This is a genomic window from Gordonia sp. GN26, assembly GCF_054823965.1.
The window spans coordinates 47,784-73,694 of sequence record NZ_JSYC01000037.1; the positions used below are offsets into that span (position 1 = coordinate 47,784).

A 25,911-nucleotide genomic window follows, 5' to 3' on the forward strand; every position below is an offset into this window, starting at 1 on the left:
CTCGGTGTCTACGACCAAAACCGGCTGTGAGGTAGTCCTCACTTCTCGACGTCACCGTGACGACGGCGTGCCTCGCGCGTCAGCGTGAGCCGGCCGCTTCGGCGAGGGCGCCGACGGCTTCACCGGCCACCCACGGAATCGTCAGCAGGGTCGGCACCGACATCGCGCTGCCGACCTCCTGGGACAGGTAGGCGACACGTCCGGACCGCGCCACCTCGAGCCGGGTGAACGCGGGGTTCGACCGCAGCTTGTCGTTCGAGCCCTCCCAGTCGACGGCCACGACGACGTCGGCCGCGTCGAGCCGGTCGAGGCTCTCGGCAGGCAGTTCGCCGTAGAAGCCGCTGGTGATCGCATCTCGCAGCGCGGTCGGGAAGGTGAGACCGTAGCCGGCGACGGTCTGCGCGCGGCCGTCTTCGGGGCCGTACACCGAGACCCCGCCGGTCGGGCTCGCGGTCACCACGACGGCGGTCTTGCCGGCGAACTGCGGGTTCTTCGCCCGGATGCCCGCGAGGAAGGACTCGGTCTCGCCGACCTTGCGCCGGGCGAGGTCGGGTTGCCCGATCGCGGTGCCGATCTGGATGGTCTGCACAGTCCACGGCACCTGCCAGGGCTTGTACTGGGCGGGCCGGAGGATGGTGGGTGCGGTCTTGCTGAGCAGGTCGAACTGGTCGCGGGTGGGGTCGGCGCCGACGGCGGTGATCAGATCCGGGCTCGTGGCGAGCGCCTTGGGGATCTCGTTCCCGAGGGCCGCGGAGGTGTTGGAGAGAACCACCGGTTGCGAGTCGCCGATCAGCTCGGCGTTCCACGGCGCCTTCGCCTGGTCGGGATCGGCGAACGGGGCGATCGTCGTCGGCATGACGCCGAGGGCAAGCAGCGTGTCGCCGTCGCCGACCCCCAGTGCGGCGATCCGCTGTGGGGCTTTCTCCACGACCGCCGGTGCGTAGACCTGCTGCAGTGTCACCGGGATCGCGCCCGCCTCCGGGGCGGGGACCCGTGCCGAATCGTCGGCGACACCCTCGTCCGGGGCCGAACAGGAGGTCACCACCAGAGCTGCCGCGACCAGCGCGAGCAGGAGTCCGGACAGTCGGTGGGTGTGCAGACGCATGAGAGTCCTCGCCGGTCGACGGAAGCAGTGAGGTCCACCTTACTTACGGATCACCAGACCCCTGCCCGGCTTTTCGGTACGGGAGGCCGGAGAAGCCGGACGGAGGTCACACCAGGACTGTCGTTACACTTCGCGCCATGGCCAAAGCTGCAGGCGGGGGCCCCGACAAGCCCTCCGGTAAGGGCGCCGCACCCCGGAACATCTCGCGGGGTGCCGCGTCCCCGAAGAAGCCTGCCCTCGGCAAGGCCGGGTCGGATGACGACGTGGACGCCGCTCTCGTCGAAGAGTCTCCGCCGAACTGGAAGAACGCGTGGCCGTTCTTCGTCGCGGCTGGTGTGGTCGCGCTCTTCGTGCTGGGCATCGTCCTCTCGAACATCTCGCGTCCGCCCGAGGACCGCGTCAGCGACGACGCGCTGGTCCAGTACGCGATCAACGACCAGTACACGGCCCGCAACGGTCCGAACTATGCCGAGTACCGTGCGAACACCTGCGATGCGGACCTGAACAAGGTCGACTTCGTCTCCGAGGCCCGGTTCCTCGCCGAGAACCAGGCGTCCCTCGACGAGAACGGCCCCATCGAGATCCCCGAGATCACCGACCTGGTGGTCGACGGTGACCGGGCGACCGCGCAGGTCCATTGGCACTATAAGAACACTCCCGATGACAAGAAGGTCGTGGACACGACCGTGGTGCGCGAGAACGGCGAATGGAAGGTGTGCTCCTCATGACCTATGCCGGCGACCTGACCCCGCGGGAAGCGTGGGAAAAGCTCGAGAACAACCCCGACGCGGTCCTCGTCGACTGTCGGACGCAGGCCGAATGGTCCTTCGTCGGCGTCCCCGACCTCGAGATACTGGGCAAGCGCACGATCTTCGCCGAGTGGACGACGTTCCCCGAGGGCCGTCGCAACGAGCAGTTCGTCGAACAGCTGCGCGGCGCCGGGGTCACCGATGACCACGAGGTCATCTTCCTCTGCCGTTCGGGGCACCGCTCGATCGGTGCGGCCGAGGCGGCCACCGCCGACGGGATCGGCAAGGCCTACAACGTGGTCGACGGGTTCGAGGGTGCCCTCGACGAGAACGACCATCGAGGTGCGTCGGGATGGCGCGCCGAAAACCTGCCGTGGAGGCAATCGTGAGTCCTGATCTGTCCGTGGGTTATGAACTGCCGGAAGGTCTTTCGCCCGACACCATCGCCGTGCGCGGTGGCCTCGCCCGCTCCGGCTTCTACGAGACCGCCGAGGCGCTGTACCTGACCAGCGGATACGTCTACGACTCCGCCGAGGCCGCCGAGCGTGCCTTCACCGGCGAGGACCAGCGATTCGTCTACTCCCGCTACGGCAACCCGACGGTCCACATGTTCCAGGAGCGACTGCGGCAGCTCGAAGGTGCCGAGGCCTGCTTCGCAACCGCCAGCGGTATGGCCGCGGTGTTCGTGGCGCTCGGTGCGCTGCTCAAGGCCGGCGACCGGCTCGTCGCCGCCCGCAGCCTGTTCGGCTCGTGCTTCGTGGTGTGCAACGAGATCCTGCCGCGCTGGGGTGTCGAGACCGAGTTCGTCGACGGCGAAGACCTCGAACAGTGGGAGCGGGCGCTGTCCAAGCCCACCACCGCGGTCTTCTTCGAGACCCCCTCGAATCCGATGCAGACCCTCGTCGACGTCGCCAAGGTGTCCGAGCTCGCGCATGCCGCGGGCGCGAAGGTGGTGTTGGACAACGTCTTCGCCACCCCGCTGCTGCAGCGCGGCCTGGATCTCGGCGCCGACGTCATCGTCTACTCCGGCACCAAGCACATCGACGGTCAGGGGCGCGTCATGGGCGGTGCCGTCCTCGGCACCAAGGAGTACATCGACGGCCCGGTGCAGCAGCTGATGCGCCACACCGGTCCGGCGTTGAGCCCGTTCAACGCCTGGACGCTGGTCAAGGGCCTCGAGACGCTGCGCCTGCGCGTCGACGCCTCGGTGTCCTCGGCCCTGCGCATCGCGGAGTTCCTGGAATCCGACCCCCGCGTCCGCTGGGTGAAATACCCGTTCCTGCAGTCGCATCCGCAGTTCGAGCTGGCCAAGAGCCAGATGTCCGGTGGCGGCACCGTGGTGACCTTCGAGCTCAACGACCACGACGGCATCGACGGCAAGAAGCGCGCCTTCGAGGTCCTCAACGCGCTGAAGGTCATCGACATCTCCAACAACCTCGGTGACTCCAAGTCGCTCATCACCCACCCGGCCACCACCACGCATCGCGCGATGGGGCCCGAGGGACGGGCAGCGATCGGTCTGAGCGACTCGGTCGTCCGCCTCTCGGTTGGCCTCGAGGGCATCGACGACCTGCTTGCGGACCTGGATCAGGCGCTCGGCTGACGGGTAAACCCACCCTTTTTCGGCAGAGCCACCACCCCTTGGGGTGCTGGGTTTGCCGAAAAATGGTGGGTTCACACAGCGCTAGGGCAGCTCCGCGATCCCCAGCGCGTTCAGCACGGTCCGCAGCTTGAACGCGGTCTCCTCCAGTTCCGCTTGCGGGTCGGAGTGTTCGACGATGCCGCCGCCCGCCCAGGTGCGCAGGCTCCGACCATCGGCGGCGAGTTCGGCACAGCGGATGGTCACCATCCACTCGCCATCGCCGGCAGCGTCGCACCAGCCGACCGCGCCGGCGTAGAAACCGCGGTCGCCCTCGACGTCCCGGATGATCTGTGCGGCAACATCACTCGGGGTTCCGCACACCGCGGGAGTGGGGCCGAGGAGCAGCGCGAGATCGAGGGCGGTGGTCGCCGGGTCGCGGAGTGTTGCGCGGATCGGGGTGGCCAGGTGCCAGACCTCGCCGGTGGACTCGAGCTTCGGCTCCGACGGCGCGTCGATGTCGTCGCAGAGAAGTCCCAGGCGTTCGCGCAGGTGGTCGACGACGAAGGCGTGTTCCGCGAGATCCTTTGCCGAAGCGAGCAATTCGTCGGCGGTGGCACGGTCTACGGCGGGGTCGGCGGACCGCGCCGCCGAACCCGCGTACGGGTGACAGGTCACCGTCGAACCCGACTTACGGAGCAGGACCTCGGGACTCGCGCCGACCAGCCACGTTCCCGAACCCGTTGCGGCGCCGACGTCCACACCGAAAGCGTTGTGTCCGGCGTTGCCGCCGGCCAGGGCGTCGATGAACTCGCCCGGCCGGACCTGCTCGTCGAGCACGAGATCGATGCTGCGCGCGAGCACCACCTTCCCGACGTCGCCCGCGACGATGCGCTTGACCGCGTGCGCGACGCGTTCGCGGTGCTCGTCGGCGTCGGGGTGGAGCACGGTCGAGATCGGGCGTCGCGACAGCGGGCCGGTCCCGGGCAGCGGTGCCTCATCGGTCCGGAGTCGTTCGGGGGCGACCAGGGCCGCCGGGTCGCGCACATCGAAGGGGATCGCGCCGGTCAGCGACGCGACCTCGCCCGCACGCAGCGCTGCGGACGCCTCGTCGACGTCGGTGAACGACCGGACGACCCCTTCGCCCCGCACGGTGCCGTGCGGACGCGACAACACGAAGACCTCACTCGATGACACGACAGCCAGGGTACAGGTAAGCCTGTCCTAACTATGAATCACGGTGAATCTAAATTGACACCCTTCTCCGGGATCCGCGAGGCTTGTCGCAGGTCATGAGTGCCAGTGACAAGCCCCGGCTCGCTGGTCGGCAACCCTCCTCCACGGTGGGGTGCTCCGGGTGACGACCTGGCTGCGTTCGAACCCGAATGCGGCAAGTGTGGATTCTCGAGGAGTTCTTGTCATGACTGCTGTGCTCTCGGCACCCGTCACCACCGTCCGCCCGATTCGCGCCGCAGTGTCCGCGATCCCGCACCGGGCGCCCGTCATCCCCGCGCTCGCACCGGTCGTCGGTGCGGATGCTCAGGTTCCCGTTGCCGCCGGACACAGCGTCGGCTACGCCAATCTCGACTACGCGGCTAGCGCCCCTGCGCTGGCGTGGGTTGCCGCGCAGGTCGCCGGTGCCCTCGGCGAGTACGCGAGCGTCCACCGCGGTGCAGGTCACCTCTCGCAGGTCACCACCCGTCGCTACGAGGCCGCCCGCGAGACCGTGCGCGAGTTCGTCCGCGGCCGCGTCGACGACACCGTCGTCTTCACCCGCAACACCACCGACGCGATCAACCTCGCCGCCCACATCACGCCCGGCGACGTCGTGGTCCTCGACATCGAGCACCACGCCAACCTGCTGCCGTGGTGCGCACCCAAGGACGGCCGGAACCGGGCTCGCGTGGTGACCGCCTGCGACACGATCGAGGACACCCTCGTCGCGATCGAGGCCGAACTCGCCTCGAAGCCGGCGTCGCTGCTCGCGGTGACCGCCGCGTCGAACGTCACCGGCGAGGTCCTCCCGATCGGCAGGCTGGCGTCGATCGCCCACCGTCACGGGGCTCGCATCCTGGTCGACGCGGCGCAGCTCGTCGCGCACCGCCCCATCTCGATCGTCAGCCACGGCATCGACTATCTGGCCTTCTCCGGTCACAAGGCGTACGCGCCGTTCGGTGCCGGCGTCCTGATCGGACGGTCCGACTGGTTCGACGCCGCCGACCCGTACCTCGCCGGCGGGGGAGCGACCGCCGACGTCGAGCTGGACGGTGAGGAGAGCTCGGCCGGGACCACCTGGCACACCGGCGCCGCCCGCCACGAGGCCGGCTCGCCGAACGTGCTCGGCGCCGTGTCGATCGCCGAGGCGTGCACCGCACTGGCCGACCTGGGTCCCGAGGCCATCGGCCTCCACGAACTCCGGCTCTGTGAACGGCTCGACGCCGGTCTCGCCCGCATCGACGGCGTGCGTCCGCTGCAGATCTTCTCCGACTCGACCGACCGCGTCGGCATCGCCGGCTTCACCGTCGACGGCCTCGCACCGCGGGCCGTGGCCGAATACCTGAGCAGCGAGCACGGAATCGGTGTGCGGGACGGCAAGTTCTGCGCCCACCCACTGCTCAAGCGACTCGGTCATCCCGAAGGTGCCGTCCGCGCGAGCTTCGGTGCGGGCACCACCTCCGACGACATCGACCGCCTGCTCGACGCACTCGGCGCGCTCGGCGCCACCACGACCACCACCCGACCAGCACTCGACGAGGGGCACCCCGCATGACCATCCAACTCGACACTCCGCGCAACGCCGCCACCATCGGCCGTCCCGGCTTCCGGGTCGCCATCGCGGGAGACGCGGTCGCCCAGACCTTCCCGATCGTCGTGCGCCGCGAGACCCTGCGCGATGCCCAGCGGGCGCGCTCGCTGCTGCGGGCCGGCACCCATGACCAGGCGAACTTCGTCGTCGCCCTCGAGGTCGAGGTGGCCATCGCACCGCACGCGGCGTCGGCACGCGCCGCCGTCGCGCAGGCCGGAGGCGCCACCGACAACGCGGAGACCATCCGCTACGTCGGCACGGCCCACGGCCTGATCACGCTGCTGCGCGACATCTACGCCGCCGAGGTCGCCGACGCGGTGATCCTGGTCCCGGTCGACGGTTCGGCCACCGACCGTCGAATCCGCGAGCAGGTGCTCCCGGTCTTCGCGGACGTGCGCCACCGGGTCGCCTAGGTTTCGGGCCAGACCGAACGCAGAATCGCCGCCGCCGGCCACGATCGCCTTCTGTACGTGGCGATGTGGCCGGAGGCGGCGATTGTGGTTCACCCCGTTAGAACACGAACCGCCGACGACAGCGTGTGTCGTCGGCGGTCGTGAATGACTGCTCGGGTGGCGTCAGCCGCGCGAGGGCTCGTTGGCGTCGTGCGGGTGAGCAGCGAGGCGGTCGATGGCCTCCTGGGCGACCTTCTCGGCAGCTTCCCGGCCGACCCAACCGCCGGGCTGGACCTCCTTGCCGGGCTCGAGATCCTTGTAGTGCTCGAAGAAGTGCGAGATCGGGCCCAGCTCGTACTCCGACACGTCGGAGATGTCCTTGATGTGGTCCCAGCGCACGTCACCGGCGGGCACGCACAGCAGCTTGTCGTCGCCGCCGGCCTCGTCGGTCATCGTGTACATGCCGACGATGCGGGCGCGCACGATGATGCCGGGGAAGACCGACTCGGGCAGCAGGACCATCGCGTCGAGCGGGTCGCCGTCCTCGCCGAGGGTGCCGTCGATGTAGCCGTAGTCGGCCGGGTAGCCCATCGAGGTGTACAGGTAGCGGTCGAGGTAGACCTTCCCCGTCTCGTGGTCGACCTCGTACTTGTTTCGGCCACCTTTGGGGATCTCGATGGTCACATCGAATTCCACTGTTCCTCCTGGCAGTTGCGGATCGGGGGTGTGATCGCCGGACGGCCCAGATGGCCGCGCGTCGCAACAACGATACTGTTAGTCCGACGACCTCGGACTTCGTACCCCCGCAGTGCGCGGGTGTATCAGACCCCGGGTCGCTCATATCCGACATTTCGGTCAGTGCAGTATCGGTAACGCAATGCGAGAGATCCGGAGGCTTCGTGGGCGCAACCACCAGACCCGCAGGTCGTGATGGCAGACCCCGCAGTCGCAAACTCCTCTGGTGGACGATCGTCGCCGTCGTGATCCTCGCGCTGGCGTCGACCGCTGCGGTCGTCGTGGCTCTCCGCCTGGACACGGAAGCCGAGCTGCCGCCGGGGATACCGCCGCAGCCCGCCGCGATCTCCCCCGACCCGCAGATCGACCCGGTCGCCGCCACCGCACCGGCCCCGACGCCCGCCGGGGTGTCCCGCGCGATCGCCCCCGCACTGCGGAATCCGGCGCTCGGTGTCCTGAGCGGCATGATCTCCGACTCGCTGACCGGCGAGGTCCTGTGGTCGCGCAACCCCGGTCGTCCGCGCATCCCCGCGTCGAACGACAAGGTGCTCTCGGCCGCGGCCTTCCTCGAGGCCATGCCGCACGACGCGCGCCTCACCACGACGGTCGTCGCGGGGTCGAACGGGCAGGTGATCCTCAAGGGGGCCGGCGATCCGACCCTGTCGGCGCAGCCGGCCGATGCCGACACCTTCTACAGCGAGCCCGCCCGCATCGCAGACCTCGCCGAACAGATCAAGCAGGCCGGCATCCCGGTCACCTCGGTCGCGGTGGACCTCAGCGCCTTCTCGGGCCCGACGATGGACCGAACCTGGGACCGTCGGGACATCCAGGGCGGTGACATCGCGCCGATCGAGTCGCTGATGGTCGACGGCGCACGCCTCGAACCGCTCGACGAATACTCACCGCGTTCCGCGACGCCCGGGATCATGGCCGGTGAGGCGCTGGCCGCAGCGCTCGGCGTCGACGCGCCGGTGACCGAGGCGTCCGCACCCGCCGGCGACCGCGTCGTGGCGAAGGTCGAGTCCGCGCCGCTGGTGACCCGGGTCAACGACATGCTCCGCTACAGCGACAACGTGCTGGCCGAGACGCTGTCGGTCGAACTGTCGGTGCATCGCGGCGGCCCCGCGACCCTCGCCGCCGGCGTCGACGCGATCGAGCAGGTCCTGTCGACCACCTTCCCCGACCAGTGGACGGGCACCACGCTGGCCGACGCGTCGGGCATCTCCTACGCCAATCGCACGACGCCGGCACTGCTCGACGCGGTGATGACCGCGGCCAGCGGACCCTCGAACCCCAAGCTGCGACCGATGCTCGACGGTCTGCCGATCGCCGCCGGTACGGGCACCCTCGCCGACCGTTTCCCGGTCGCCACGACACCCGGTGCCGGATGGGTGCGCGCGAAGACCGGAACACTCACCGGCGTCAGTTCGTTGACGGGCATAGTCCAAACGATCGATGGCCGCGTGCTGTCGTTCGCCCTCATGTCCGGCGGCACCTCGCCGGCGGACGCGAGACCCGCCCTGGACGCCGTGGTGGGTCAACTCAGAGAGTGCGGGTGCCGATGAGCATGTCAGGAACCGACAGCAAGGTCGCGGTCGAGCCGGCGGGAGACGACACCCGTCTGAGTATCGGGTCGCAGATCGACTGGCCGCTCGCCGCGTCGACCGCGAAACGGCTCGTCCGACCGGGTCCCAAGACCACGGCCTACACCTATGAGGCCGCGCAGGCCGAGCTCGCCGACGCGGCGACGCGTGCGGAGGCACCGGTCCGCGAGGTCACCGGTCTCGCCGACGGACTCCGCATCCCGACGACCCGAATCCTCGACCGGCCGGGGTGGATCGACGCGGCCTCCGTGTCGATGCGATCGATGCTGGGATCAGAGGCCGGTCTCGAGATGGCCTCGTCCGGCCTCGCCGCCAAGTTCGGCGGGGTGCAGGCCGGCGGTCTGCTCGCCTTCCTCTCCACGGCCATCCTCGGTCAGTACGATCCGTTCACGCCGGACCCTGAGACCGGTGAACCCGGCGTGCTGATGGTCGTGACACCCAACATCATCAACGTCGAACGCCAGCTCAAGGTCGTGCCGTCGGACTTCCGTCTGTGGGTGTGCCTGCACGAGGTCACGCACCGCGTGCAGTTCTCGGCCAACCCGTGGCTGCGCGACTACATGCAGGACAACGTCGCCGTGCTCACCTCCGAGACCGGTGAGTCGACCACCGAGATCGTCACGCGGATGACCAAAGCGCTCAAGAGCTCCGAACCCCGTGAGAAGGGCATCATCGGCGCGATGCAGCTGTTGCAGAGCCCCGAGCAGTTCGACGCCTTCCAGCGGATGATGGTCCTCGGCACGCTGCTCGAGGGTCACGCCGACCACGTGATGGACGCCGTCGGCCCGGCGCACGTCCCGTCCGTCGCCCGCATCCGAACCGCTTTCGACAAGCGTCGCAAGGCACCGCAGAACCCGGTGCAGCGCATCATCCGCGCCCTCATCGGCATGGACGCCAAGATCGCGCAGTACGTCCGGGGCAAGGCCTTCGTCGACGAGGTGGTCGAGACCGTCGGGATGGAGCGGTTCAACACGGTGTGGACCTCGCCCGAGACGATGCCGCTTCCGGACGAGATCGACACGCCGCAGGCATGGATTCGACGCGTGCTGTGACGCGGGTGGTCGCGGACTTCGCGACCACCGTTCTCGACGACCCGCATGCCTCCGTCTGCGTCGGGCTCTCCGGCGGGGCGGACTCGCTCGCACTGACGGCGACGGCTGTTCGCGCGGGACTCGACGTCACCGCGCTGGTCGTCGACCACGGTCTCCAGGAGGGTTCCGCAGGCGTCGCGGCGCGGGCCGCCGACACGGCACGTGAACTCGGTGCCGAAGCCCGGGTGCTCGAGGTGAGGGTCGGGACCCGCGGCGGTCTCGAAGCAGCGGCCCGCGAGGCGCGGTACGCCGCGCTCGACGCCGCCCGGGGCGGCCGACCTGTGCTGCTCGCGCACACCGCCGACGATCAGGCGGAGACGGTGCTTCTCGGACTCGCACGCGGCTCGGGGGCACGATCCATCGCGGGTATGCGCGCATGGAAGGCGCCATGGGGCCGGCCGTTGCTGCGCGTACGTCGGACGCAGACGCTGGCCGTGTGCACCGAACTCGGGCTCGCCGCGCACCACGACCCGCACAACCGTGATCCCCGGTTCACCAGGGTGCGGTTGCGTGCGGAGGTGTTGCCATTGCTCGACGATGTGGTCCGCGGCGGCGTCGTGGACGCGCTGGGCCGGACCGCAGCGGCGCTCCAGGACGACAACGACGCCCTCGACGCCTGGGCGGGGGCGGTGTGGGGGAGCGCCCGCACTGTCGACGGACTGGAGATCGAACCGCTCCGGGACGTGCCGAGGGCGGTGCGGACCAGGGTGATCCGTCGCTGGCTGCTCGACGTCGGGGCCACCGAGCCGACGCATCGCGTGATCGCCGCGGTCGACCAGCTCGTCGGTGAGAACGGGGGCGCGCAGGTGGCGATCGGCGGGGACCCGGGTGTGCGGACCGTCGTGGAACGTAGTGGTCAAACGCTGACGGTCCGCCTCACCGAGAGGTGAGACGGACCGTCAGGAAAAGGTCTGCGACCTACTTCTTGGGTGCCTTGAACGGCGAGTTGATCGTCTGGAAGTACTGGAGGCCGGCACCGATCAGGGTGCCACCACCGCCAAGTGCGAGGCCGACGATGCCGCCGACCGCGGCGGCAGGCGCGACGCCGACGAGACAGCCGACGACTGCGGCGGTGATTCCGACGATGCAACCGATGAGACCACCGACGATCGCGCCGACAATCGTGCCGACCAAAGACGACACCGTGGTGCCCGCACTGAGCTGCTGCTGGAAGCGGGTCAGCGCCTGGTCGTCCCGCTCCTGGCGCGTGGTCGGTGCGGCGACCTGGTGCCGCGCGCTGTCGCGCAGGGTCTTGACCTCCGCCGCGTTGACCTGCACGGAACGAGCGTTGTTACGCGACGGAATGAGCGTCACCTTGTTGCCGGCCTGACGCGCGTCGATCGGGAACTGGCGATCCTCCATGCGGTATGCGAGAGGCATACGGAACACTTCCGCGCCACCGAAATTACGAATGGTCAGCGTGCCGTTTTCAGTGCTGGCCGAGGCATTGTGCAGGGTGAGGGTCAGCGACGACTGATTCCAGTTGGCGTCGTAGGTCGCCGGCCCGAACTGCTTAGGAGCAGCCTGTGCGGTGCCGGCGAGTGCCGTGATCACCACGGCGGCAAGGGAAATGGCAACGGCGACCAGTGTGCGCGTGGATTTGCGCGACAAGGCCCCGTCCTGTCGTTCAGTTGACATGAAGGAATTCTTTCCATGAAGGGGAGTTCCCCGAGGGGGGGAATAGGGAACTGGGGTAGATCATATTCACAGGTCGAAATACCCCTGCTACCCACGTTGCTTGCGGGTTGACCAACATTCACAAACCCGGCGTAACAATTGTGAAGAAAAGTTTCACAAGTGGCCGATGTTAAAGTTCGTTATCTGACTGTTATACATGCAAACAACCTCGATGGCAAATTCGTCCAAACGGTCCAATCTCTACTCGTGAGTAATTTCTGACCGCCGTCCCACCCGTCGGCCATGTGACCCGCGAAACATGACAAGCTGTAAAGGTGCAGTCCGCTGACCCCTATGCCGCTGACATCGACGCTGTTCTGATCACCGAGGAACAGATCAAGCAGCGCACCGTCGAACTCGCCCGATCCGTCGCCTCCCGGTACACCGACATCGAGGACGATCTGGTCCTGATCGGAGTGCTCAAGGGAGCGGTCATGTTCATGACCGATTTCGCGCGCGCCCTTCCGATCCCGTCCCAGCTGGAGTTCATGGCGGTGTCGAGCTACGGCTCGTCGACCTCCTCGTCCGGCGTCGTGCGGATCCTCAAGGACCTCGACCGCGACATCGAGGGCCGCGACGTCCTGATCGTCGAGGACATCATCGACTCGGGCCTCACCTTGTCGTGGCTGATGAAGAACCTCGCCACCCGTTCGCCCCGCAGCCTCGAGGTCTGCACCCTGCTCCGCAAGCCCGAGGCCGTCCGGTCGCCGGTGCGCGTCGCCGACGTCGGCTTCGACATCCCGAACGAGTTCGTCGTCGGTTACGGACTCGACTACGCCGAGCGCTACCGGGACCTGCCCTACATCGGGCGCCTCAAGCCCGCGGTCTACAGCAGCTGATCCGCGACCCCGAACCCGCCATGACCTGCGCGCCGTGCCGGTGATCATGCGGCGGGAACGGTTTCACCAGCGTGATCGTTGACCGGTAGCCTCAATGTGTACGTCGATGGGAAGGACATGGGAACGGAGTGGGCGCCGGGACTCGATCCCGCACGCCGGTCGAACCCCCACCAACTGGCATGAACCGTAAGACAGTCTTCCGCAACCTCGCCATCCTGGCGCTCGTCCTGCTCGCCCTGTGGGGCTGGAGCGTGATGAGCGACTCCGACCGCGAGTACCGGGGCGTCGACACCTCCGTCGCGCTGGAGCAGCTGAACAAGAAGAACACCAAGTTCATCAGCATCGACGACCGCGAGCAGCAGCTGCGCATCGAGCTCAACTCGCCGATCAAGGTCGACGACGCCGACGCGGACAAGATCAGCACCAAGTACCCGGCCCAGGCCGGTGAACAGATCTTCGACGCGGTCCAGGAGACCGGCACCAAGTACACGACGAACGTCAACGAGCAGTCGGTGCTCTGGCAGATCCTCATCTTCGTTCTGCCGATGATCCTGCTGTTCGGTCTGTTCTTCTTCGTGATGAGCCGCATGCAGGGCGGTGGCCGCGGCGGCGTCATGGGCTTCGGCAAGTCGAAGGCCAAGCAGCTCTCCAAGGACATGCCGAAGACGACCTTCGCCGATGTCGCCGGTGCCGACGAGGCCGTCGAGGAGCTCTACGAGATCAAGGACTTCCTCCAGAACCCGGCCCGCTACCAGGCCCTGGGCGCGAAGATCCCGCGCGGCGTGCTGCTGTTCGGCCCGCCCGGAACCGGTAAGACCCTGTTGGCGCGTGCGGTCGCCGGTGAGGCCGGGGTCCCGTTCTTCACCATCTCCGGCTCCGACTTCGTCGAGATGTTCGTCGGCGTCGGTGCATCCCGCGTGCGAGACCTGTTCGAGCAGGCCAAGAACAACAGTCCGTGCATCATCTTCGTCGACGAGATCGACGCCGTCGGCCGCCAGCGCGGTGCGGGCCTCGGCGGTGGCCACGACGAGCGCGAGCAGACGCTGAACCAGCTGCTCGTCGAGATGGACGGCTTCGGCGACCGGTCGGGCGTCATCCTGATCGCGGCGACCAACCGTCCCGACATCCTCGACCCGGCACTACTGCGCCCCGGGCGCTTCGACCGTCAGATCCCGGTCGGCAACCCCGACATGGCCGGGCGCCGCGCCATCCTCAAGGTGCACGCCAAGGGCAAGCCGATCGACTCGAGTGCCGACCTCGACGGTCTCGCCAAGCGCACGCCGGGCATGTCCGGCGCCGACCTGGCCAACGTCGTCAACGAGGCCGCCCTGCTCACCGCGCGTGAGAACAAGCAGACCATCACCGGCGAAGCACTCGAGGAAGCCGTCGACCGGGTCATCGGCGGACCGCGTCGCAAGAGCCGGATCATCAGCGAGCACGAACGCAAGGTCGTGGCGTACCACGAGGGCGGACACACCCTGGCCGCGTGGGCGATGCCCGATCTGGACCCGATCTACAAGGTGACGATCCTCGCCCGCGGACGAACCGGCGGTCACGCGCTCGCCGTGCCCGAGCAGGACAAGGACCTGATGACGCGGTCGGAGATGATCGCGCGTCTGGTGATGGCCATGGGTGGCCGCGCCGCCGAGGAACTCGTCTTCCACGAGCCGACCACCGGGGCGTCGTCGGACATCGACCAGGCCACCAAGATCGCCCGCGCGATGGTCACCGAATACGGCATGAGCGCGAAGCTGGGTGCCGTGCGGTACGGCCAGGACCAGGGCGACCCGTTCCTGGGCCGTTCGATGGGTGCCCAGTCGGCCTACTCGGCCGAGATCGCCAGCGAGATCGACGACGAGGTCCGTCGACTCATCGAGGCGGCGCACACGGAGGCGTGGGCCATCCTCACCGAGTACCGCGACACCCTCGACGTGCTCGCGACCCAGCTCCTCGAGAAGGAGACGTTGACCCGCAAGGATCTGGAGAAGATCTTCTCCGACGTCGTCAAGCGTCCGCGGATCACCGCGTTCAACGACTTCGGCGAGCGCACCCCGAGCGACAAGCCGCCGGTGAAGACGCCGGGCGAGCTCGCCATCGAGCGCGGCGAGCCGTGGCCCCCGCCGGAGGCGGCGAAGATCCCCGAGCCCGTCGGTGCGGGCTACCCGGGCGGCTCGCAGGTTCCGGGTCAGGTTCCGAACTACCCGCCGGTCTATCCCGAGCCGGGTGCACAGGGCGGACCGGTTCCGCCGACGGGGAATCCGACTCCCCAGAACCCGAACCCGCAATACCCGAGTCCCCAGTACCCGGAGCACCAGCAGTACCCGGGTGGCCAGAACCCGGCTCCTGCTCATCCGAATCCGCAGTACCCCAACCCGGGTCAGTCGGCTCCGCCGCCCGGTGGTCCGTACACGGGCGGTACCCGCCCGGATTACGGTGCGCCGCGCGACTGGTCGGCACCGGGATGGCCGCCGGAGCAACCCTCGACCGATCGTCCCGCCTCCAACGGGACCAACGGCTGGGGCCGGCACGGCGACAACGGGAATGCCCGGCCGGACAGTGCCGGTGAGGGTGATGACGGGCGAAGCTCGTAAGGTTTGACGCATGACGATCAGCGAGGGGCGCGACACCGTGGTGAACGGACACCCGGCGGAGTTCGATCAAGCACGTGCCGAGGCCGCGGTCCGCGAGCTGTTGCTGGCGGTCGGCGAAGACCCCGACCGTGAAGGTCTGCTCCGGACGCCCACCCGCGTGGCCAACGCCTACCGCGAGATGTTCGCCGGGCTGTACACCGACCCCGACGAGGTTCTCGCCACCACCTTCGACGAAGACCACGACGAGCTCGTGCTGGTGAAGGACATCCCGATGTACTCCACCTGCGAGCACCATCTGGTGTCCTTCCACGGTGTCGCGCACGTCGGCTACATCCCCGGGGAATCCGGCCGCGTGACCGGCCTGTCGAAGCTGGCCCGGCTGGTCGACCTGTACGCCAAGCGCCCGCAGGTCCAGGAACGCCTGACCACCCAGATCGCCGATGCGATCATGCGCAAGCTCGAACCCCGCGGCGTCATCGTCGTCATCGAAGCCGAGCACCTGTGCATGGCGATGCGCGGCATCCGGAAGCCGGGGGCGACCACCACGACGTCGGCCGTCCGTGGAATCTTCAAGACCAGTGCGGTATCCCGCGGCGAAGCCCTCGACCTGATCACCCGGTGACCCCGGCCGATCCCCCGATGACTCCCTCGAGCGCGGTGCCGGCCGGTGGTGGGAACCACCGGACCCTGGTGATGGGCGTCCTGAACGTCACCGCGGACTCCTTCTCCGACGGCGGCCGCTACCTCGACACCGACGCCGCGGTCGCACACGGACTCCAGCTGATCGAGCAGGGCGCCGACCTCATCGACGTCGGCGGTGAGTCGACGCGGCCGGGTGCCATCCGCGTCGCCCCCGGCCTCGAGGCCGAGCGCGTCGCCCCGGTCATCGCGGCCCTCGCCTCGCAGGGCGTCGTCGTCTCGGTCGACACCATGCGCGCCGACGTCGCAGCCGCCGCGATCGAGGCCGGTGCCTCGATCGTCAACGACGTCTCGGGCGGTCGTGCCGACGCCGACATGGCGCGCGTGGTCGCCGACGCCGGACTGCCGTGGATCCTGATGCACTGGCGGCCGGCGGGCGAGAGCACGGACCGTCGGTTCACCCACCGCATCGGCGATGTCGGCGGTTACCGCGACGTGGTCGCCGAGGTGAGCGGCGAGTTGCTCGCGCAGGTCGATGCCGCGGTGTCCGCGGGGGTCGACCCGGACCAGCTCATCCTCGACCCCGGACTCGGCTTCGCCAAGACCGCCGAACACAACTGGGCACTCCTCCATGCGCTGCCGACCTTCATCGGGTTGGGCTTCCCCGTCCTCGTGGGCGCCTCCCGCAAGCGTTTCCTCGGCACGCTTCTCGGTCGGGACGGCGTCGACCGTCCGCCCGCCGGCCGCGACATCGCGACCGCGTCGATCTCGGCGCTCACCGCCGCGGCCGGCGCGTGGGGCGTCCGCGTGCACGATGTGGCGAGCACCTACGACGCCGTGACCGTCGCCGAGGCCTGGCGTGCGGGCGGCTCACGCACCACGTTCGGAGCAGGAGGGTCGCATGGCTGACCGGATCGAACTACGCGGACTGAAGGTCCGGGGCAATCACGGGGTCTTCGACCACGAGCGCGAGGACGGCCAGGACTTCTTCATCGACGTCGTCCTGTGGCTCGACCTGCGTGCCGCCGCCGACACCGACAACCTCGCCGAGACCGTCGATTACGGCGCTCTCGCCCAGCAGGTCGCCGCGATCGTCGGGGGCGAGCCGCGCAACCTGATCGAGACGGTCGGTGCGGAGGTTGCGGAGACGATCATGGCCGACGAACGCATCTCCGCCTGCGAGGTCACCGTGCACAAGCCGTCGGCGCCGATCCCGCTGACCTTCGACGACGTCGCGGTGGTGACCCGCCGTTCCCGTAAGGGCATGCGATGAGTCGCGCGGTTTTGTCGGCCGGCTCGAATGTCGGGGACTCGCTGGGTCATCTGCGGTCGGTGGTCGAGGGTTTCGCCGACGAACTCGTCGCGGTGTCCGCGGTGTATGCCACACCGCCCTGGGGCGGGGTCGAACAGGACGACTTCCTCAACATCACCCTGATCGTCGACGGGCCGCGCGGTGCGCGGGATTGGCTGGACCGGGGCAACGAATTGGAGCAGGCCGCCGACCGGACCCGTGAAGTCCGTTGGGGGCCGCGAACTCTCGATGTCGACGTCATCTCGGTGACCGAGTCCGGCCGGGTCGTCGTCGACAACGACCCGGTGCTGACGCTTCCGCACCCGCGGGCGGCGCAGCGTGCCTTCGTCCTCATCCCGTGGCTGGAGATCGAACCGGAGGCCACCCTGTGGACGATGCAAGGGGAGCAGCCGGTGCGTGAACTGATCGATGCCCTCGACGCCGCCGAACGAGACGCGGTGCGCGCCGTCGGCCGTTTCGGCCCGGCCGGGGGCGGCGCGTCATGACACTTCCCGACCCACACCGTCCAGGGCAGGACGACGAGGAGACCGGCCTCGGGCCCACCCGGCTCCGCGACCTCGTCGTCATCGCTGCGGTCACCGCGATCGCCGCGTGGATTCTGGTGCGCTACAACTACAACGACTTCCCGCCGCTGCCGCTGCTGGCCGGGATCGTGCTCTACGCGCTGGCCGCGCTCGAGGTCGTCATCGCCGTCGTCGTGCGGTCGAGGGTGGAGTCCCGCGAGGTGGGTCGCGCTCGCGGACAACTGCATCCACTCACTGCGGCGCGAGTGCTGGCCCTCGCCAAGGCATCTGCCATCCTCGGGGCGATCGCCGTCGGCGTGTGGACCGGACTGTTGGTCTTCCTCCTCGGACAGCAGGATGTGACGGCCGCCGACCAGGACCGGCCCGGTGCGATCGTGGGTCTGATCGGCGGCGTGCTGTTGGTGTGCGCGGCGATGTGGCTCGAATACTGCTGCCGGGCGCCCGAGGACCCGCCCGCCGTCGGCGATTCCTGACATCTTTTGCCGGCGACCCCCGCGGGGGCTCGGGACCGGTGCACCGAACCGGTTTCGTCGGACGCGGCGGATATGCGAGACATAACACGTCGCCGATCTGAGAAACTCCGACCCGGTTCGCGTGTGAATGTACTGACAGCGGGTAAGTTCACGATCATGACGACCTCGAACGGCCGTTCTGCCGACTCGCGACGTTCCGGTCGGTCGGCGGCGCAATGGCTGCTCGGTCTGTTGATCGTGCTCGCCCTGGCGGCAAGCGTACTGATGGTCTTCACCGACCGCCTGTCGATCCTCGGTTCGCTGGCGGTCATCGCTGCCCTGTGGGCGGCGGTCATCGGCGCGATCCTCGTGACCAAATTCCGGCGGCAGGCCGAGAGCGCAGAGGCCAAGAGCCGGGACCTCCGACTGGTCTACGAACTGCAACTCGAGCGGGAGATCGCCGCGCGTCGTCAATACGAGCTCGATGTCGAGACGACCATCCGCAAGGAGATCACCGCCGAGTCCAACGAGGAACTCTCCGAGCTCAAAGCCCAGGTGCTAGCACTGCGTTCGAGTCTGGAAATGCTTCTCGGAGAACCGCTCCCGGATCAGCGGGCCGCGCTGTCGAACGAGAAGATGCGTGAGCTCGCCTCCGGTCTGTCCGGCGCCCACGCCGGTTCCTTCGGCGGAGAGTTCGGCGGTGTCCCGCCCTATCGCTCGACCTACGACGACGACGGCCTGCGCGCCGCACGCGACTTCGCGGCCACCGCGCCGACCGCAGACGACGGCCGCCACACCGGGCCCGTCGACCCGAACGAGATGACCGAGGTCATCCCCGTCATCACCGACGACCCGATCTCCGGTCGCATCGCCACCGAGGTCCCCGTCGAGGAGGTCGATCAGCACTCCGCCGGTTCGACGCCGTTCGCCCAGGGAGCCGATGAGTCCTCGACCGCCGACACCCACGCCGCCGAGGATGTGTCGGACGCGGAGATCGTCGACGATTCGCGCAGCGCCGACGACTCGGCCGCCTACACCGACGAGACCCCGACCGACGAGTGGGCGACCGCTCCGAGCTCCGAGGCTCCGGCCGAGACCAGCGAGACCGCCGCGAGCGTCGAGACCGGTCTCGCACCGGACGAGGAAGAGGCTCCGAGCTCCGAGGACGAGGCCCCCGCGTTCCTCGGTACCGGTCGTCACGAAGGAAACGACGGACGCCCCGCCCCGACCTACGGTGGCGGTCGTCGTCGACGCGCAGCCGACGACGACTCCGAGTCGGCGCATTCGGCGGGCCTGCCGGTCTCCGAACTGCTCAGCCAGTTGCGTCAGCAGTCCGGCACCACCGGTGGCGGGCGCCGGCGTCGCGAGGGCTGACCCTGCGCATCGCCGCGCCGCCCGGACGAAATCGCCGGATCACCATTTCTCGCCGGTAAGTGAATTCATTTTCGGGTTTTTTCGAGCTTGACCGAAGCATGTCGAAAATTGCCGGTCCGATCACCTCCGGAATGGGTCGACGCGGACGGAAAATGTCTGTTTCCCGTGGTCCGAAAGCTGCTTTCGGCAGACGATTCGGCGAATTCGTATCAGTTTCGTCATCCGGTTGGATCAGTTTTGTGACTTAGGTGCGAATTCGTGCCATCGAAGTTGGACGATCGCCCTAGACTGCCCGCATGAGCGGAGCTCTGGCAGGCGGTGAGCCCGGTCTGGTCGACCGGGCCGGCACCGCTTGGGTGCCGGTCCGCCACACCGACCGCGGCTCCGCGATCAAACGGTCGCTGGTGAGTGCGTCGCTGTTCCTGCCGTTGCTCGCGTGGTGGCCGATGGTGTTGTGGCTGTTCACCTTCGATCCACTCAACGAGACCCCGTTCCCGGAGTACTACGCGGACTATGTCGCCAACGGGCCGGCGACGAGCCTGATCCTGATCTGGACCCTCACTGCGCTGATGCCCGTGTACATGGTCCTGGTGCTCGCGTTCTGGTCACGCAGTGTGGTCCGTGCGGCCATCGCGGTCCCGGTCGGGGCGATCGGGGCGTTGGGTTTCTGGGGTGGTCAGGTGCCGGTGCTGGTCCGCTCGGGCGAATACGGGATTCTCAATTTCTGCTCCGAGCACATGCCCGCATGGGTCGTGTTGCTGATCGTCGCGTGGTCGATCGCACGCCGGAGACAATTCTGGTGGGTTCTCGCCATTCCGGTCATCGCGTTGCTCGCGATCAATGCCTACGAGGGGTGGGCGGCGAATCCGGTGGACACGATCGTGAACAGCACCGGCGATCTCCTCGGGGTGCCCGCGGCCGAGGTCCTCGATCCCTTCTCGCCGCGTTTCCGGTCGCCGTTCGACGACGCCGTCGACATCATCGCCGGCGTGGTGACGCTGTGGATCGTCGACGCGGTGATCGGTGCGCTGGCGCGACAGGACCGACCCGAGCCGACGACGTACACCGACGACCAGCTCTGACCCTCCGCCGTGGCACGGGGCGTCGACCCCGCTGAAAAGCGCCCACAGCGTCCACCCCCGTCTGAAAACCGCCTCTGGAATGCGCCCCTGGGAACCGCCCCGGTCTGAAAAGCGCCCCTGGTATCCGCCCTCCAGAATCCCTCCGCGAGTGATTGGCGTCGTCGGCGGAGCTGCTGAGGGTTCTTTTCAGGGGCGGTTTTCGACGCCGGGCAGAATTCAGGGGCGCTTTTCAGCGGCACCCGCCCGGGTGTCAGAACTGCAGGGCGATGGCCCGGACGATGGTGAACCCGAGTAACCCGAGGCTGAGGAGCATCCCCAGGACGCACAGGGTCCGGGCAAGTCGTGCCGCCGGGGAGGCGCGGCCGCGTCCGGCGAGGTACCAACCGGCAACACCGACGGGCAGGCCGAAGCCTCCGACGACGCTGAGCGGCACCGCCGCGATCCCGCAGGCCAGCGATGCCGTGGTGAACCGTGCCGGGTCGGTTTCGGGTGGAGGGGGCTCGATCACGTGCAGGTCGCCGGAGGCCCGGATCATCGTCGACTCGAGGGCTGGGCCGGGAACAGTCTGCCCGGGCAGTTCCGAGTATGCAGCGGGGAAGCCGTGACCGTGCGACGACGCCGGCGGAACGTGCCCGCTGTCGGCGGGCCGCGGTCGGGGTGGTGCCGGTACCGGTGCGGTGGTCAGGCCGGCGGCCTCGGTCGGCGGCAAAGTCCCGCGAACACGCATCGTCTGGGTCTGCGCTGGGACCGGAGTGCTCGCTCCCATCCGCGCACCACGCCAGTTCGCAGTACCGGGACGTGGGGCGGGGAAGAATCCGGTGGTGTCGACTGCATGCCGGAACTCGGCGGCGAACGCGCCCGCCGAGGGCGGCCGGTCCGCGGGATTCTTGGCCAACCCGTGGCGCACCGCCTCCGACACCGCCGGCGGGAGGCCGCGGCGCAGGGACGACACGTCCGGCGGGGGTGTCGTGAGGTGGTGATGGATCATCATCATCGGTGTGCGGGCCGTGAACGGGACTGCGCCCGTGAGCAGTTCGAAGGCCGAGCAGGCCAACGAGTAGACATCGCTGCGCGCGTCGAGAGTCTCCGCCGAGAGCTGCTCGGGTGACGAGTAGGGGAACGAACCGAGCACCAGGTTGGCCGATGTCAGCGAGGTGCCCCCGTCGGTCTGGCGTGCGATCCCGAAGTCGGCCAACCGGATACGACGCTCCTCCGTGCCACCGGTGTCGGATTCGGTTGCGCTGATGAGGATGTTGGCGGGCTTCACGTCGCGGTGCAGCAGCCCGTGGCGATGGGCATGGTCGAGGGCGGCGCCGATCGAATCGCTCACCGCCGCGACGTCGTCGAGCGGAAGGCCTCCAGGGGACGCCTTGACGAGGGCCGCCGCATCGGTGCCGGCCACGTACTGCATCGAGATCCACAGCCGGCCGTCGACCTCGCCGCGGTCGTAGACGCTGACGATGCACGGATGGTCGAGTTGGGCGGCCAGGTCGGCCTCGCGGGTGAAGCGTGCCCGGAACGTCGGATCGTTGGACACGTGCTCGGCGAGCACCTTGATGACGTCGAGGCGGGGGAGTCTGGGGTGTTGCGCGAGATAGACCTCGCCCATGCCGCCGGCGCCGATCTTGCGCACGATCGTGTACCCGGCGAATTCGGTACCCGCTTCCAGGCTCATCTGCGGACCCCCTGAGGTCGGGCGATGGAACGATGAACGCCTCGGACGGCCTCAGCGTACGCCGGTCCGGCGCAGGTCACAGCCGCGTCTGTCGCCTGGCGGACAGCTACCGCTGTCGGGACCCGGCGGAAGCACCGGGTGACACCTGTCACACAGGTGGCCCGGATCGCCGCGAGAGTCCTACCCTTGCTCTGCAACGTCTGGTACCCGTGCCGAGGCCGCCGTGGAGAGAACTCCGTCCACGCGGAATCCGGCGAAGGCGGGACTGGAACGAACCATGGAGGACAGCGGTGACCTCACCGACCGGTGATCCCGGCGTGCCGTTCGCACGGCCGACCGGAGGCGACGATGCCCACGGCAGCACTGCCGCGGACGCGTTCGGTGACCGCCCGTACCCGGTCCGGTCCGATCCCTTTCCCGGCACCTCCAATCTGCCTGCCCCCGCCCGCCTCACGGTCGGCATCGTGTCCGCCGGACGCGTGGGGACCGCACTCGGCGAGGCCCTCGAGAAGGCCGGCCACGTCGTCGGCGCGGTCGTCGCCCGCTCGCCTCAATCGCGGGCCCGTGCCGCTCAACGTCTCCCGGACTCGGAGATCCTCGACCTCGACGCAGTCGTCGCCCGTTCGGAACTGCTGCTGGTCAGCGTGCCGGATGCCCAGCTGGGCGCGGTGGTCGACGAGATCGCGGCGTCGGGTGCGCTGCGTCCCGGCACGATCGTCGCCCACACGGCCGGCGCCCAGGGCGTGGACATCCTCGCGCCGGTCACCGCCCGCGGGGCCCTCGGACTGGCGCTGCATCCCGCGATGACGTTCGTCGGTTCCGCGGAGGACACCGCGCGGCTGACCAACTCCTGCTTCGCCATCACCGCCGCCGACCCGGTCGGCGAGGCCATCGCCTCGTCGCTCGTGCTGGAGATGGGCGGCGAACCGGTGCGGATCGCCGAAACCGATCGCACGCTCTACCACGCGGCACTCGCCCACGGCGCCAACCACCTGATCGCGTTGATCGCCGACGCCGTGACCGCGCTGAACGCCGCGATCGACCACTCCGGACGCGACGCCGCGACCGTCGACGGCAGTGGTGCGCGGCTCGCCGAACGGATCCTCACCCCGCTCGTGACTGCGTCGTTGAACAACGTGCTCGAACTCGGCCCGGCGGCGCTCACCGGTCCGGTGGCGCGCGGCGACGCCGAGGCCGTCCGACGACACCTCGCCGCACTCCGCGCCGTGCCCGGCGGGTCCGGCGATCACGGGATCGCCGAGGCATACCGGACCCTCGCCCGCCGCGCCGCCGAGCGCACCGACGCCCCGGCCGCGCTCCTCGACCTCCTGGAGGGGCGATGAGCACCGCCGAGCTCCAGACCACCGATCAGACACCACCGATCAAAGGAGATGCCGTGAGTGTCCCGTCCGACGAGACGCCGACCTACAATGCCGGTCAGATGACCGTGCACCGCGAACCGGCCACCCTGACCCGGGTGACCCGGGCGCTGCGCGCGGCGGGCAAGCGCGTGGTGCTGGTCCCGACGATGGGTGCCCTGCACGCCGGCCATCTGCAACTGGTGCGTGCGGCGAAGGCCAAGGGCAACACGGTGGTCGTCGTCTCGATCTTCGTCAACCCGCTGCAGTTCGGCGCCAACGAGGACCTCGACGCGTATCCGCGCACCCTCGACGCCGACCTCGCGCTGCTCGAGCCGCTCGGCGTCGAACTCGTCTTCGCACCCAACGCCGCGTCGATGTACCCCAATGGACAGCGGACGATGGTGCACCCCGGCGCAGCCGGCGGAATCCTCGACGGCATCTCGCGCCCGACGCATTTCGCCGGGATGCTGACGGTGGTCCTCAAACTGCTCAACATCGTCGGACCCAACGCCGCCTTCTTCGGCGAGAAGGATTATCAGCAGCTCGTGCTGATCAAGCAGATGGTCACCGACCTCGATCTCGACGTCGAGATCGTCGGCGTCCCGACCGTCCGCGAATCCGACGGGCTGGCGATGTCGTCGCGCAACCGCTACCTGACCCCCGAGCAGCGCGAGCTGGCCACGACGTTGTCGGCGGCGTTGGTCGCCGGTGCCCATTCCGCCGAGGGTGGACCGGATGCGATCGTCGCGGCGGCACAGGCCGTGCTCGACACCGTTCCCGAGATCGACGTCGAGTACCTCGCACTTCGCGGCCGCCAGCTGGAGGAGGCACCGGAGAAGGGCGCCGCCCGGCTGCTCGTCGCCGCACGCCTCGGAACGGCGCGTCTCATCGACAACGTCGGCGTGAACGTCGGCGGTCTCGCCGCACTCGAAGAAGAAATCGCCTGGAACAACGCCACCACCACGACAGAGGGACGATGACCATGCTGCGCACCATGATGACCTCGAAGATCCACCGCGCCACTGTGACCCAGGCGGATCTGCACTACGTCGGTTCGGTCACGATCGACCAGGATCTGCTCGATGCCGCGGGGCTGCTCGAGGGCGAACAGGTCACGATCGTCGACATCGACAACGGCGCCCGTCTGGTGACCTATGCGATCGCCGGTGAGCGGGGCAGCGGTGTCATCGGGATCAACGGCGCCGCAGCGCATCTCGTGCACCCCGGCGACCTCGTCATCATCATCGCCTACGGCATGCTGAACGAGGCCGAGTTGAAGGAGTACTCGCCGAACGTCGTCTTCGTCGACGACCACAACCGCATCCTCGAATCCGGCGACGACCCGGCACATGCTCCCGAGGGCTCGGGTCTGCTCGACCCGCGGCAGCTCGACGGCCCGGTCTTCGCCGACGCGACGGTCTGACGCCGGCGAACGACACGGAGCCCATAGATGCTGCTCACCGTCGACGTCGGCAACACCAACATCCACATCGGCGCGTATGCCGGGACGGGGGATCACGCACGGCTGGTGCGTGATTGGCGAATCCACACCGACCCGCACTACACCGCCGACGAACTCGCCTGGGTCTTCCGCGGCATGCTCGGCTCCGACATCGAGCAGGTCACCGGGGTCAGTGCCCTGTCGACGGTGCCGTCCTTGCTGCGCGAGCTGCGCGTCATGCTGCCCCGTTATTTCGGCGACGGACCGCACGTCCTGCTCGAACCCGGTGTGCGGACCGGTGTCCCGCTGTTGGTGGACAACCCCAAAGAGGTAGGCACCGACCGCGTCTCCAACTGTCTTGCCGCACACCACGAATACGGCGGACCCTGCATCGTCGTGGCATTCGGCACCGCGACCGTCGTCGACGCCGTGTCGGCGAAGGGTGAGTTCCTCGGCGGCGCCATCGCCCCCGGCGTGAACCTGGCGGTCGAGGCGCTCTCCGAGCACACCGTGACCGTGCGCAAGGTCGAGTTGATGCCGCCGCGCAGTGTGCTCGGCAAGAACACGGTCGAGGCCCTGCAGTCGGGCATCCTGTACGGGTTCGCCGGCCAGGTAGACGCCCTCGTCGACCGCGTCTGCGACACCGTGCCCGGCTTCGACGGCGACGACGTGACCGTGGTCGCCACCGGCTACCTCGCCCCGCTCATGTTCGACGAGTGCCGGTCCCTCACCGACCACCACCCGCACCTGACCCTCGAAGGACTACGCCTCGTCCACGAGCGATCGAAGGTGAATCCGCGGCGGGGCAAGTGAATCCCTGACCTTGCTGCTTGTTCGTGAAAAGCACACCCCTGCTGCCTGATCCGAAAGAGCGCGACGCACC

Annotated in this window: 26 protein-coding genes and 1 riboswitch; of the genes, 21 read left to right on the forward strand and 5 right to left on the reverse strand. The window is 68.6% G+C overall.

The window, feature by feature from the left end; all coding sequences use genetic code 11:
- Positions 1 to 79: 79 nt before the first annotated feature.
- A complete protein-coding gene (locus tag OK17_RS10295) occupies positions 80 to 1,105 on the reverse strand; it encodes an ABC transporter substrate-binding protein (protein WP_461417390.1) in 1,026 nt (341 codons plus the stop codon).
- Between the two features lie 137 nt (positions 1,106 to 1,242).
- Here OK17_RS10295 and OK17_RS10300 point away from each other — a divergent pair, with 137 nt between their 5' ends.
- From OK17_RS10300 to OK17_RS10310, 3 genes are read left to right on the forward strand one after another with little or no spacing between them, the layout of a single operon-like run.
- Complete coding sequence (locus tag OK17_RS10300; protein WP_461417391.1) at positions 1,243 to 1,833, forward strand: Rv0361 family membrane protein; 591 nt, start codon at positions 1,243 to 1,245, stop codon at positions 1,831 to 1,833.
- Entirely contained in the window at positions 1,830 to 2,243 is a 414-nt protein-coding gene (locus tag OK17_RS10305; RefSeq protein WP_461417392.1) for a rhodanese-like domain-containing protein, read from the forward strand. Before OK17_RS10300 ends, OK17_RS10305 begins: the two co-directional genes overlap by 4 nt.
- A complete protein-coding gene (locus tag OK17_RS10310) occupies positions 2,207 to 3,457 on the forward strand; it encodes an O-succinylhomoserine sulfhydrylase (RefSeq protein ID WP_461417393.1) in 1,251 nt (416 codons plus the stop codon). The genes OK17_RS10305 and OK17_RS10310 overlap by 37 nt, the downstream gene beginning before the upstream one ends.
- A gap of 81 nt (positions 3,458 to 3,538) precedes the next feature.
- Here OK17_RS10310 and OK17_RS10315 read toward each other — a convergent pair whose 3' ends face one another.
- The gene (locus OK17_RS10315) at positions 3,539 to 4,609 is read right to left on the reverse strand and encodes an isochorismate synthase (RefSeq protein ID WP_461417409.1); all 1,071 of its coding nucleotides are present in this window, start codon (positions 4,607 to 4,609) and stop codon (positions 3,539 to 3,541) included.
- Positions 4,610 to 4,721: 112 nt separating this feature from the next.
- Positions 4,722 to 4,836: riboswitch (SAM riboswitch) on the forward strand.
- A 17-nt stretch (positions 4,837 to 4,853) separates the two neighbouring features.
- On the opposite strand from OK17_RS10315, the gene OK17_RS10320 reads away from it, so the two are divergent.
- Positions 4,854 to 6,203: an aminotransferase class V-fold PLP-dependent enzyme gene (locus OK17_RS10320; RefSeq protein ID WP_461417394.1), complete on the forward strand. Its 1,350-nt coding sequence runs from the start codon at positions 4,854 to 4,856 to the stop codon at positions 6,201 to 6,203.
- On the forward strand, positions 6,200 to 6,652 hold the full coding sequence (locus tag OK17_RS10325) for a hypothetical protein (RefSeq protein WP_461417395.1): 453 nt from the start codon (positions 6,200 to 6,202) through the stop codon (positions 6,650 to 6,652). Before OK17_RS10320 ends, OK17_RS10325 begins: the two co-directional genes overlap by 4 nt.
- Before the next feature lie 162 nt (positions 6,653 to 6,814).
- On the opposite strand, the gene OK17_RS10330 is transcribed toward OK17_RS10325, so the two are convergent.
- Positions 6,815 to 7,327 (reverse strand): inorganic diphosphatase, encoded by a 513-nt coding sequence (locus OK17_RS10330; RefSeq protein WP_006867978.1) that lies wholly within the window; start codon positions 7,325 to 7,327, stop codon positions 6,815 to 6,817.
- Between the two features lie 284 nt (positions 7,328 to 7,611).
- Here OK17_RS10330 and dacB point away from each other — a divergent pair, with 284 nt between their 5' ends.
- From dacB to tilS, 3 genes are read left to right on the forward strand one after another with little or no spacing between them, the layout of a single operon-like run.
- Complete coding sequence (dacB, locus tag OK17_RS10335) at positions 7,612 to 8,931, forward strand: D-alanyl-D-alanine carboxypeptidase/D-alanyl-D-alanine endopeptidase (RefSeq protein ID WP_461417410.1); 1,320 nt, start codon at positions 7,612 to 7,614, stop codon at positions 8,929 to 8,931.
- Entirely contained in the window at positions 8,928 to 10,022 is a 1,095-nt protein-coding gene (locus OK17_RS10340; protein WP_461417396.1) for a zinc-dependent metalloprotease, read from the forward strand. The genes dacB and OK17_RS10340 overlap by 4 nt, the downstream gene beginning before the upstream one ends.
- Positions 10,001 to 10,951 carry a tRNA lysidine(34) synthetase TilS gene (gene tilS / locus OK17_RS10345; RefSeq protein ID WP_461417397.1) on the forward strand — a complete coding sequence of 317 codons (951 nt, stop codon included), beginning with the start codon at positions 10,001 to 10,003 and terminating at the stop codon, positions 10,949 to 10,951. The genes OK17_RS10340 and tilS overlap by 22 nt, the downstream gene beginning before the upstream one ends.
- A gap of 28 nt (positions 10,952 to 10,979) precedes the next feature.
- Here the strand turns inward: tilS and OK17_RS10350 are convergent, their stop codons facing one another.
- Positions 10,980 to 11,699 (reverse strand): glycine zipper family protein, encoded by a 720-nt coding sequence (locus OK17_RS10350; RefSeq protein ID WP_461417398.1) that lies wholly within the window; start codon positions 11,697 to 11,699, stop codon positions 10,980 to 10,982.
- Positions 11,700 to 12,013: 314 nt separating this feature from the next.
- Here OK17_RS10350 and hpt point away from each other — a divergent pair, with 314 nt between their 5' ends.
- The 9 genes from hpt to OK17_RS10395 all read left to right on the forward strand — a co-directional run bounded on the left by hpt (position 12,014) and on the right by OK17_RS10395 (position 20,551).
- A complete protein-coding gene (gene hpt / locus OK17_RS10355) occupies positions 12,014 to 12,577 on the forward strand; it encodes a hypoxanthine phosphoribosyltransferase (protein ID WP_006867983.1) in 564 nt (187 codons plus the stop codon).
- Positions 12,578 to 12,756: 179 nt separating this feature from the next.
- A complete protein-coding gene (gene ftsH / locus OK17_RS10360) occupies positions 12,757 to 15,168 on the forward strand; it encodes an ATP-dependent zinc metalloprotease FtsH (RefSeq protein ID WP_461417399.1) in 2,412 nt (803 codons plus the stop codon).
- 10 nt (positions 15,169 to 15,178) lie between these two features.
- Positions 15,179 to 15,790 carry a GTP cyclohydrolase I FolE gene (gene folE / locus OK17_RS10365; RefSeq protein WP_461417400.1) on the forward strand — a complete coding sequence of 204 codons (612 nt, stop codon included), beginning with the start codon at positions 15,179 to 15,181 and terminating at the stop codon, positions 15,788 to 15,790.
- Between the two features lie 17 nt (positions 15,791 to 15,807).
- Positions 15,808 to 16,716 (forward strand): dihydropteroate synthase, encoded by a 909-nt coding sequence (gene folP, locus OK17_RS10370; protein WP_461417401.1) that lies wholly within the window; start codon positions 15,808 to 15,810, stop codon positions 16,714 to 16,716.
- Entirely contained in the window at positions 16,709 to 17,080 is a 372-nt protein-coding gene (gene folB / locus OK17_RS10375; protein WP_461417402.1) for a dihydroneopterin aldolase, read from the forward strand. The genes folP and folB overlap by 8 nt, the downstream gene beginning before the upstream one ends.
- Positions 17,077 to 17,604, forward strand: a complete 528-nt coding sequence (folK, locus tag OK17_RS10380) for a 2-amino-4-hydroxy-6-hydroxymethyldihydropteridine diphosphokinase (RefSeq protein WP_461417403.1) — start codon at positions 17,077 to 17,079, stop codon at positions 17,602 to 17,604. The genes folB and folK overlap by 4 nt, the downstream gene beginning before the upstream one ends.
- On the forward strand, positions 17,601 to 18,116 hold the full coding sequence (locus OK17_RS10385; protein WP_461417404.1) for a DUF3180 domain-containing protein: 516 nt from the start codon (positions 17,601 to 17,603) through the stop codon (positions 18,114 to 18,116). Before folK ends, OK17_RS10385 begins: the two co-directional genes overlap by 4 nt.
- A 156-nt stretch (positions 18,117 to 18,272) precedes the next feature.
- The gene (locus tag OK17_RS10390; RefSeq protein WP_461417405.1) at positions 18,273 to 19,469 is read left to right on the forward strand and encodes a DUF6779 domain-containing protein; all 1,197 of its coding nucleotides are present in this window, start codon (positions 18,273 to 18,275) and stop codon (positions 19,467 to 19,469) included.
- 296 nt (positions 19,470 to 19,765) lie between these two features.
- Positions 19,766 to 20,551 carry a hypothetical protein gene (locus OK17_RS10395; RefSeq protein ID WP_232715525.1) on the forward strand — a complete coding sequence of 262 codons (786 nt, stop codon included), beginning with the start codon at positions 19,766 to 19,768 and terminating at the stop codon, positions 20,549 to 20,551.
- Between the two features lie 250 nt (positions 20,552 to 20,801).
- On the opposite strand, the gene OK17_RS10400 is transcribed toward OK17_RS10395, so the two are convergent.
- A complete protein-coding gene (locus OK17_RS10400; RefSeq protein WP_461417406.1) occupies positions 20,802 to 22,226 on the reverse strand; it encodes a serine/threonine-protein kinase in 1,425 nt (474 codons plus the stop codon).
- Between the two features lie 290 nt (positions 22,227 to 22,516).
- Here OK17_RS10400 and OK17_RS10405 point away from each other — a divergent pair, with 290 nt between their 5' ends.
- The 4 genes from OK17_RS10405 to OK17_RS10420 are packed head-to-tail and all read left to right on the forward strand — an operon-like array spanning position 22,517 to position 25,841.
- Positions 22,517 to 23,569 (forward strand): Rossmann-like and DUF2520 domain-containing protein, encoded by a 1,053-nt coding sequence (locus OK17_RS10405; RefSeq protein WP_232715527.1) that lies wholly within the window; start codon positions 22,517 to 22,519, stop codon positions 23,567 to 23,569.
- Positions 23,566 to 24,567, forward strand: a complete 1,002-nt coding sequence (panC, locus tag OK17_RS10410; RefSeq protein WP_461417407.1) for a pantoate--beta-alanine ligase — start codon at positions 23,566 to 23,568, stop codon at positions 24,565 to 24,567. Before OK17_RS10405 ends, panC begins: the two co-directional genes overlap by 4 nt.
- 2 nt (positions 24,568 to 24,569) lie before the next feature.
- Complete coding sequence (gene panD / locus OK17_RS10415) at positions 24,570 to 25,010, forward strand: aspartate 1-decarboxylase (RefSeq protein ID WP_040535733.1); 441 nt, start codon at positions 24,570 to 24,572, stop codon at positions 25,008 to 25,010.
- 27 nt (positions 25,011 to 25,037) lie between these two features.
- Positions 25,038 to 25,841 carry a type III pantothenate kinase gene (locus OK17_RS10420; RefSeq protein WP_461417408.1) on the forward strand — a complete coding sequence of 268 codons (804 nt, stop codon included), beginning with the start codon at positions 25,038 to 25,040 and terminating at the stop codon, positions 25,839 to 25,841.
- Positions 25,842 to 25,911: the final 70 nt, after the last annotated feature.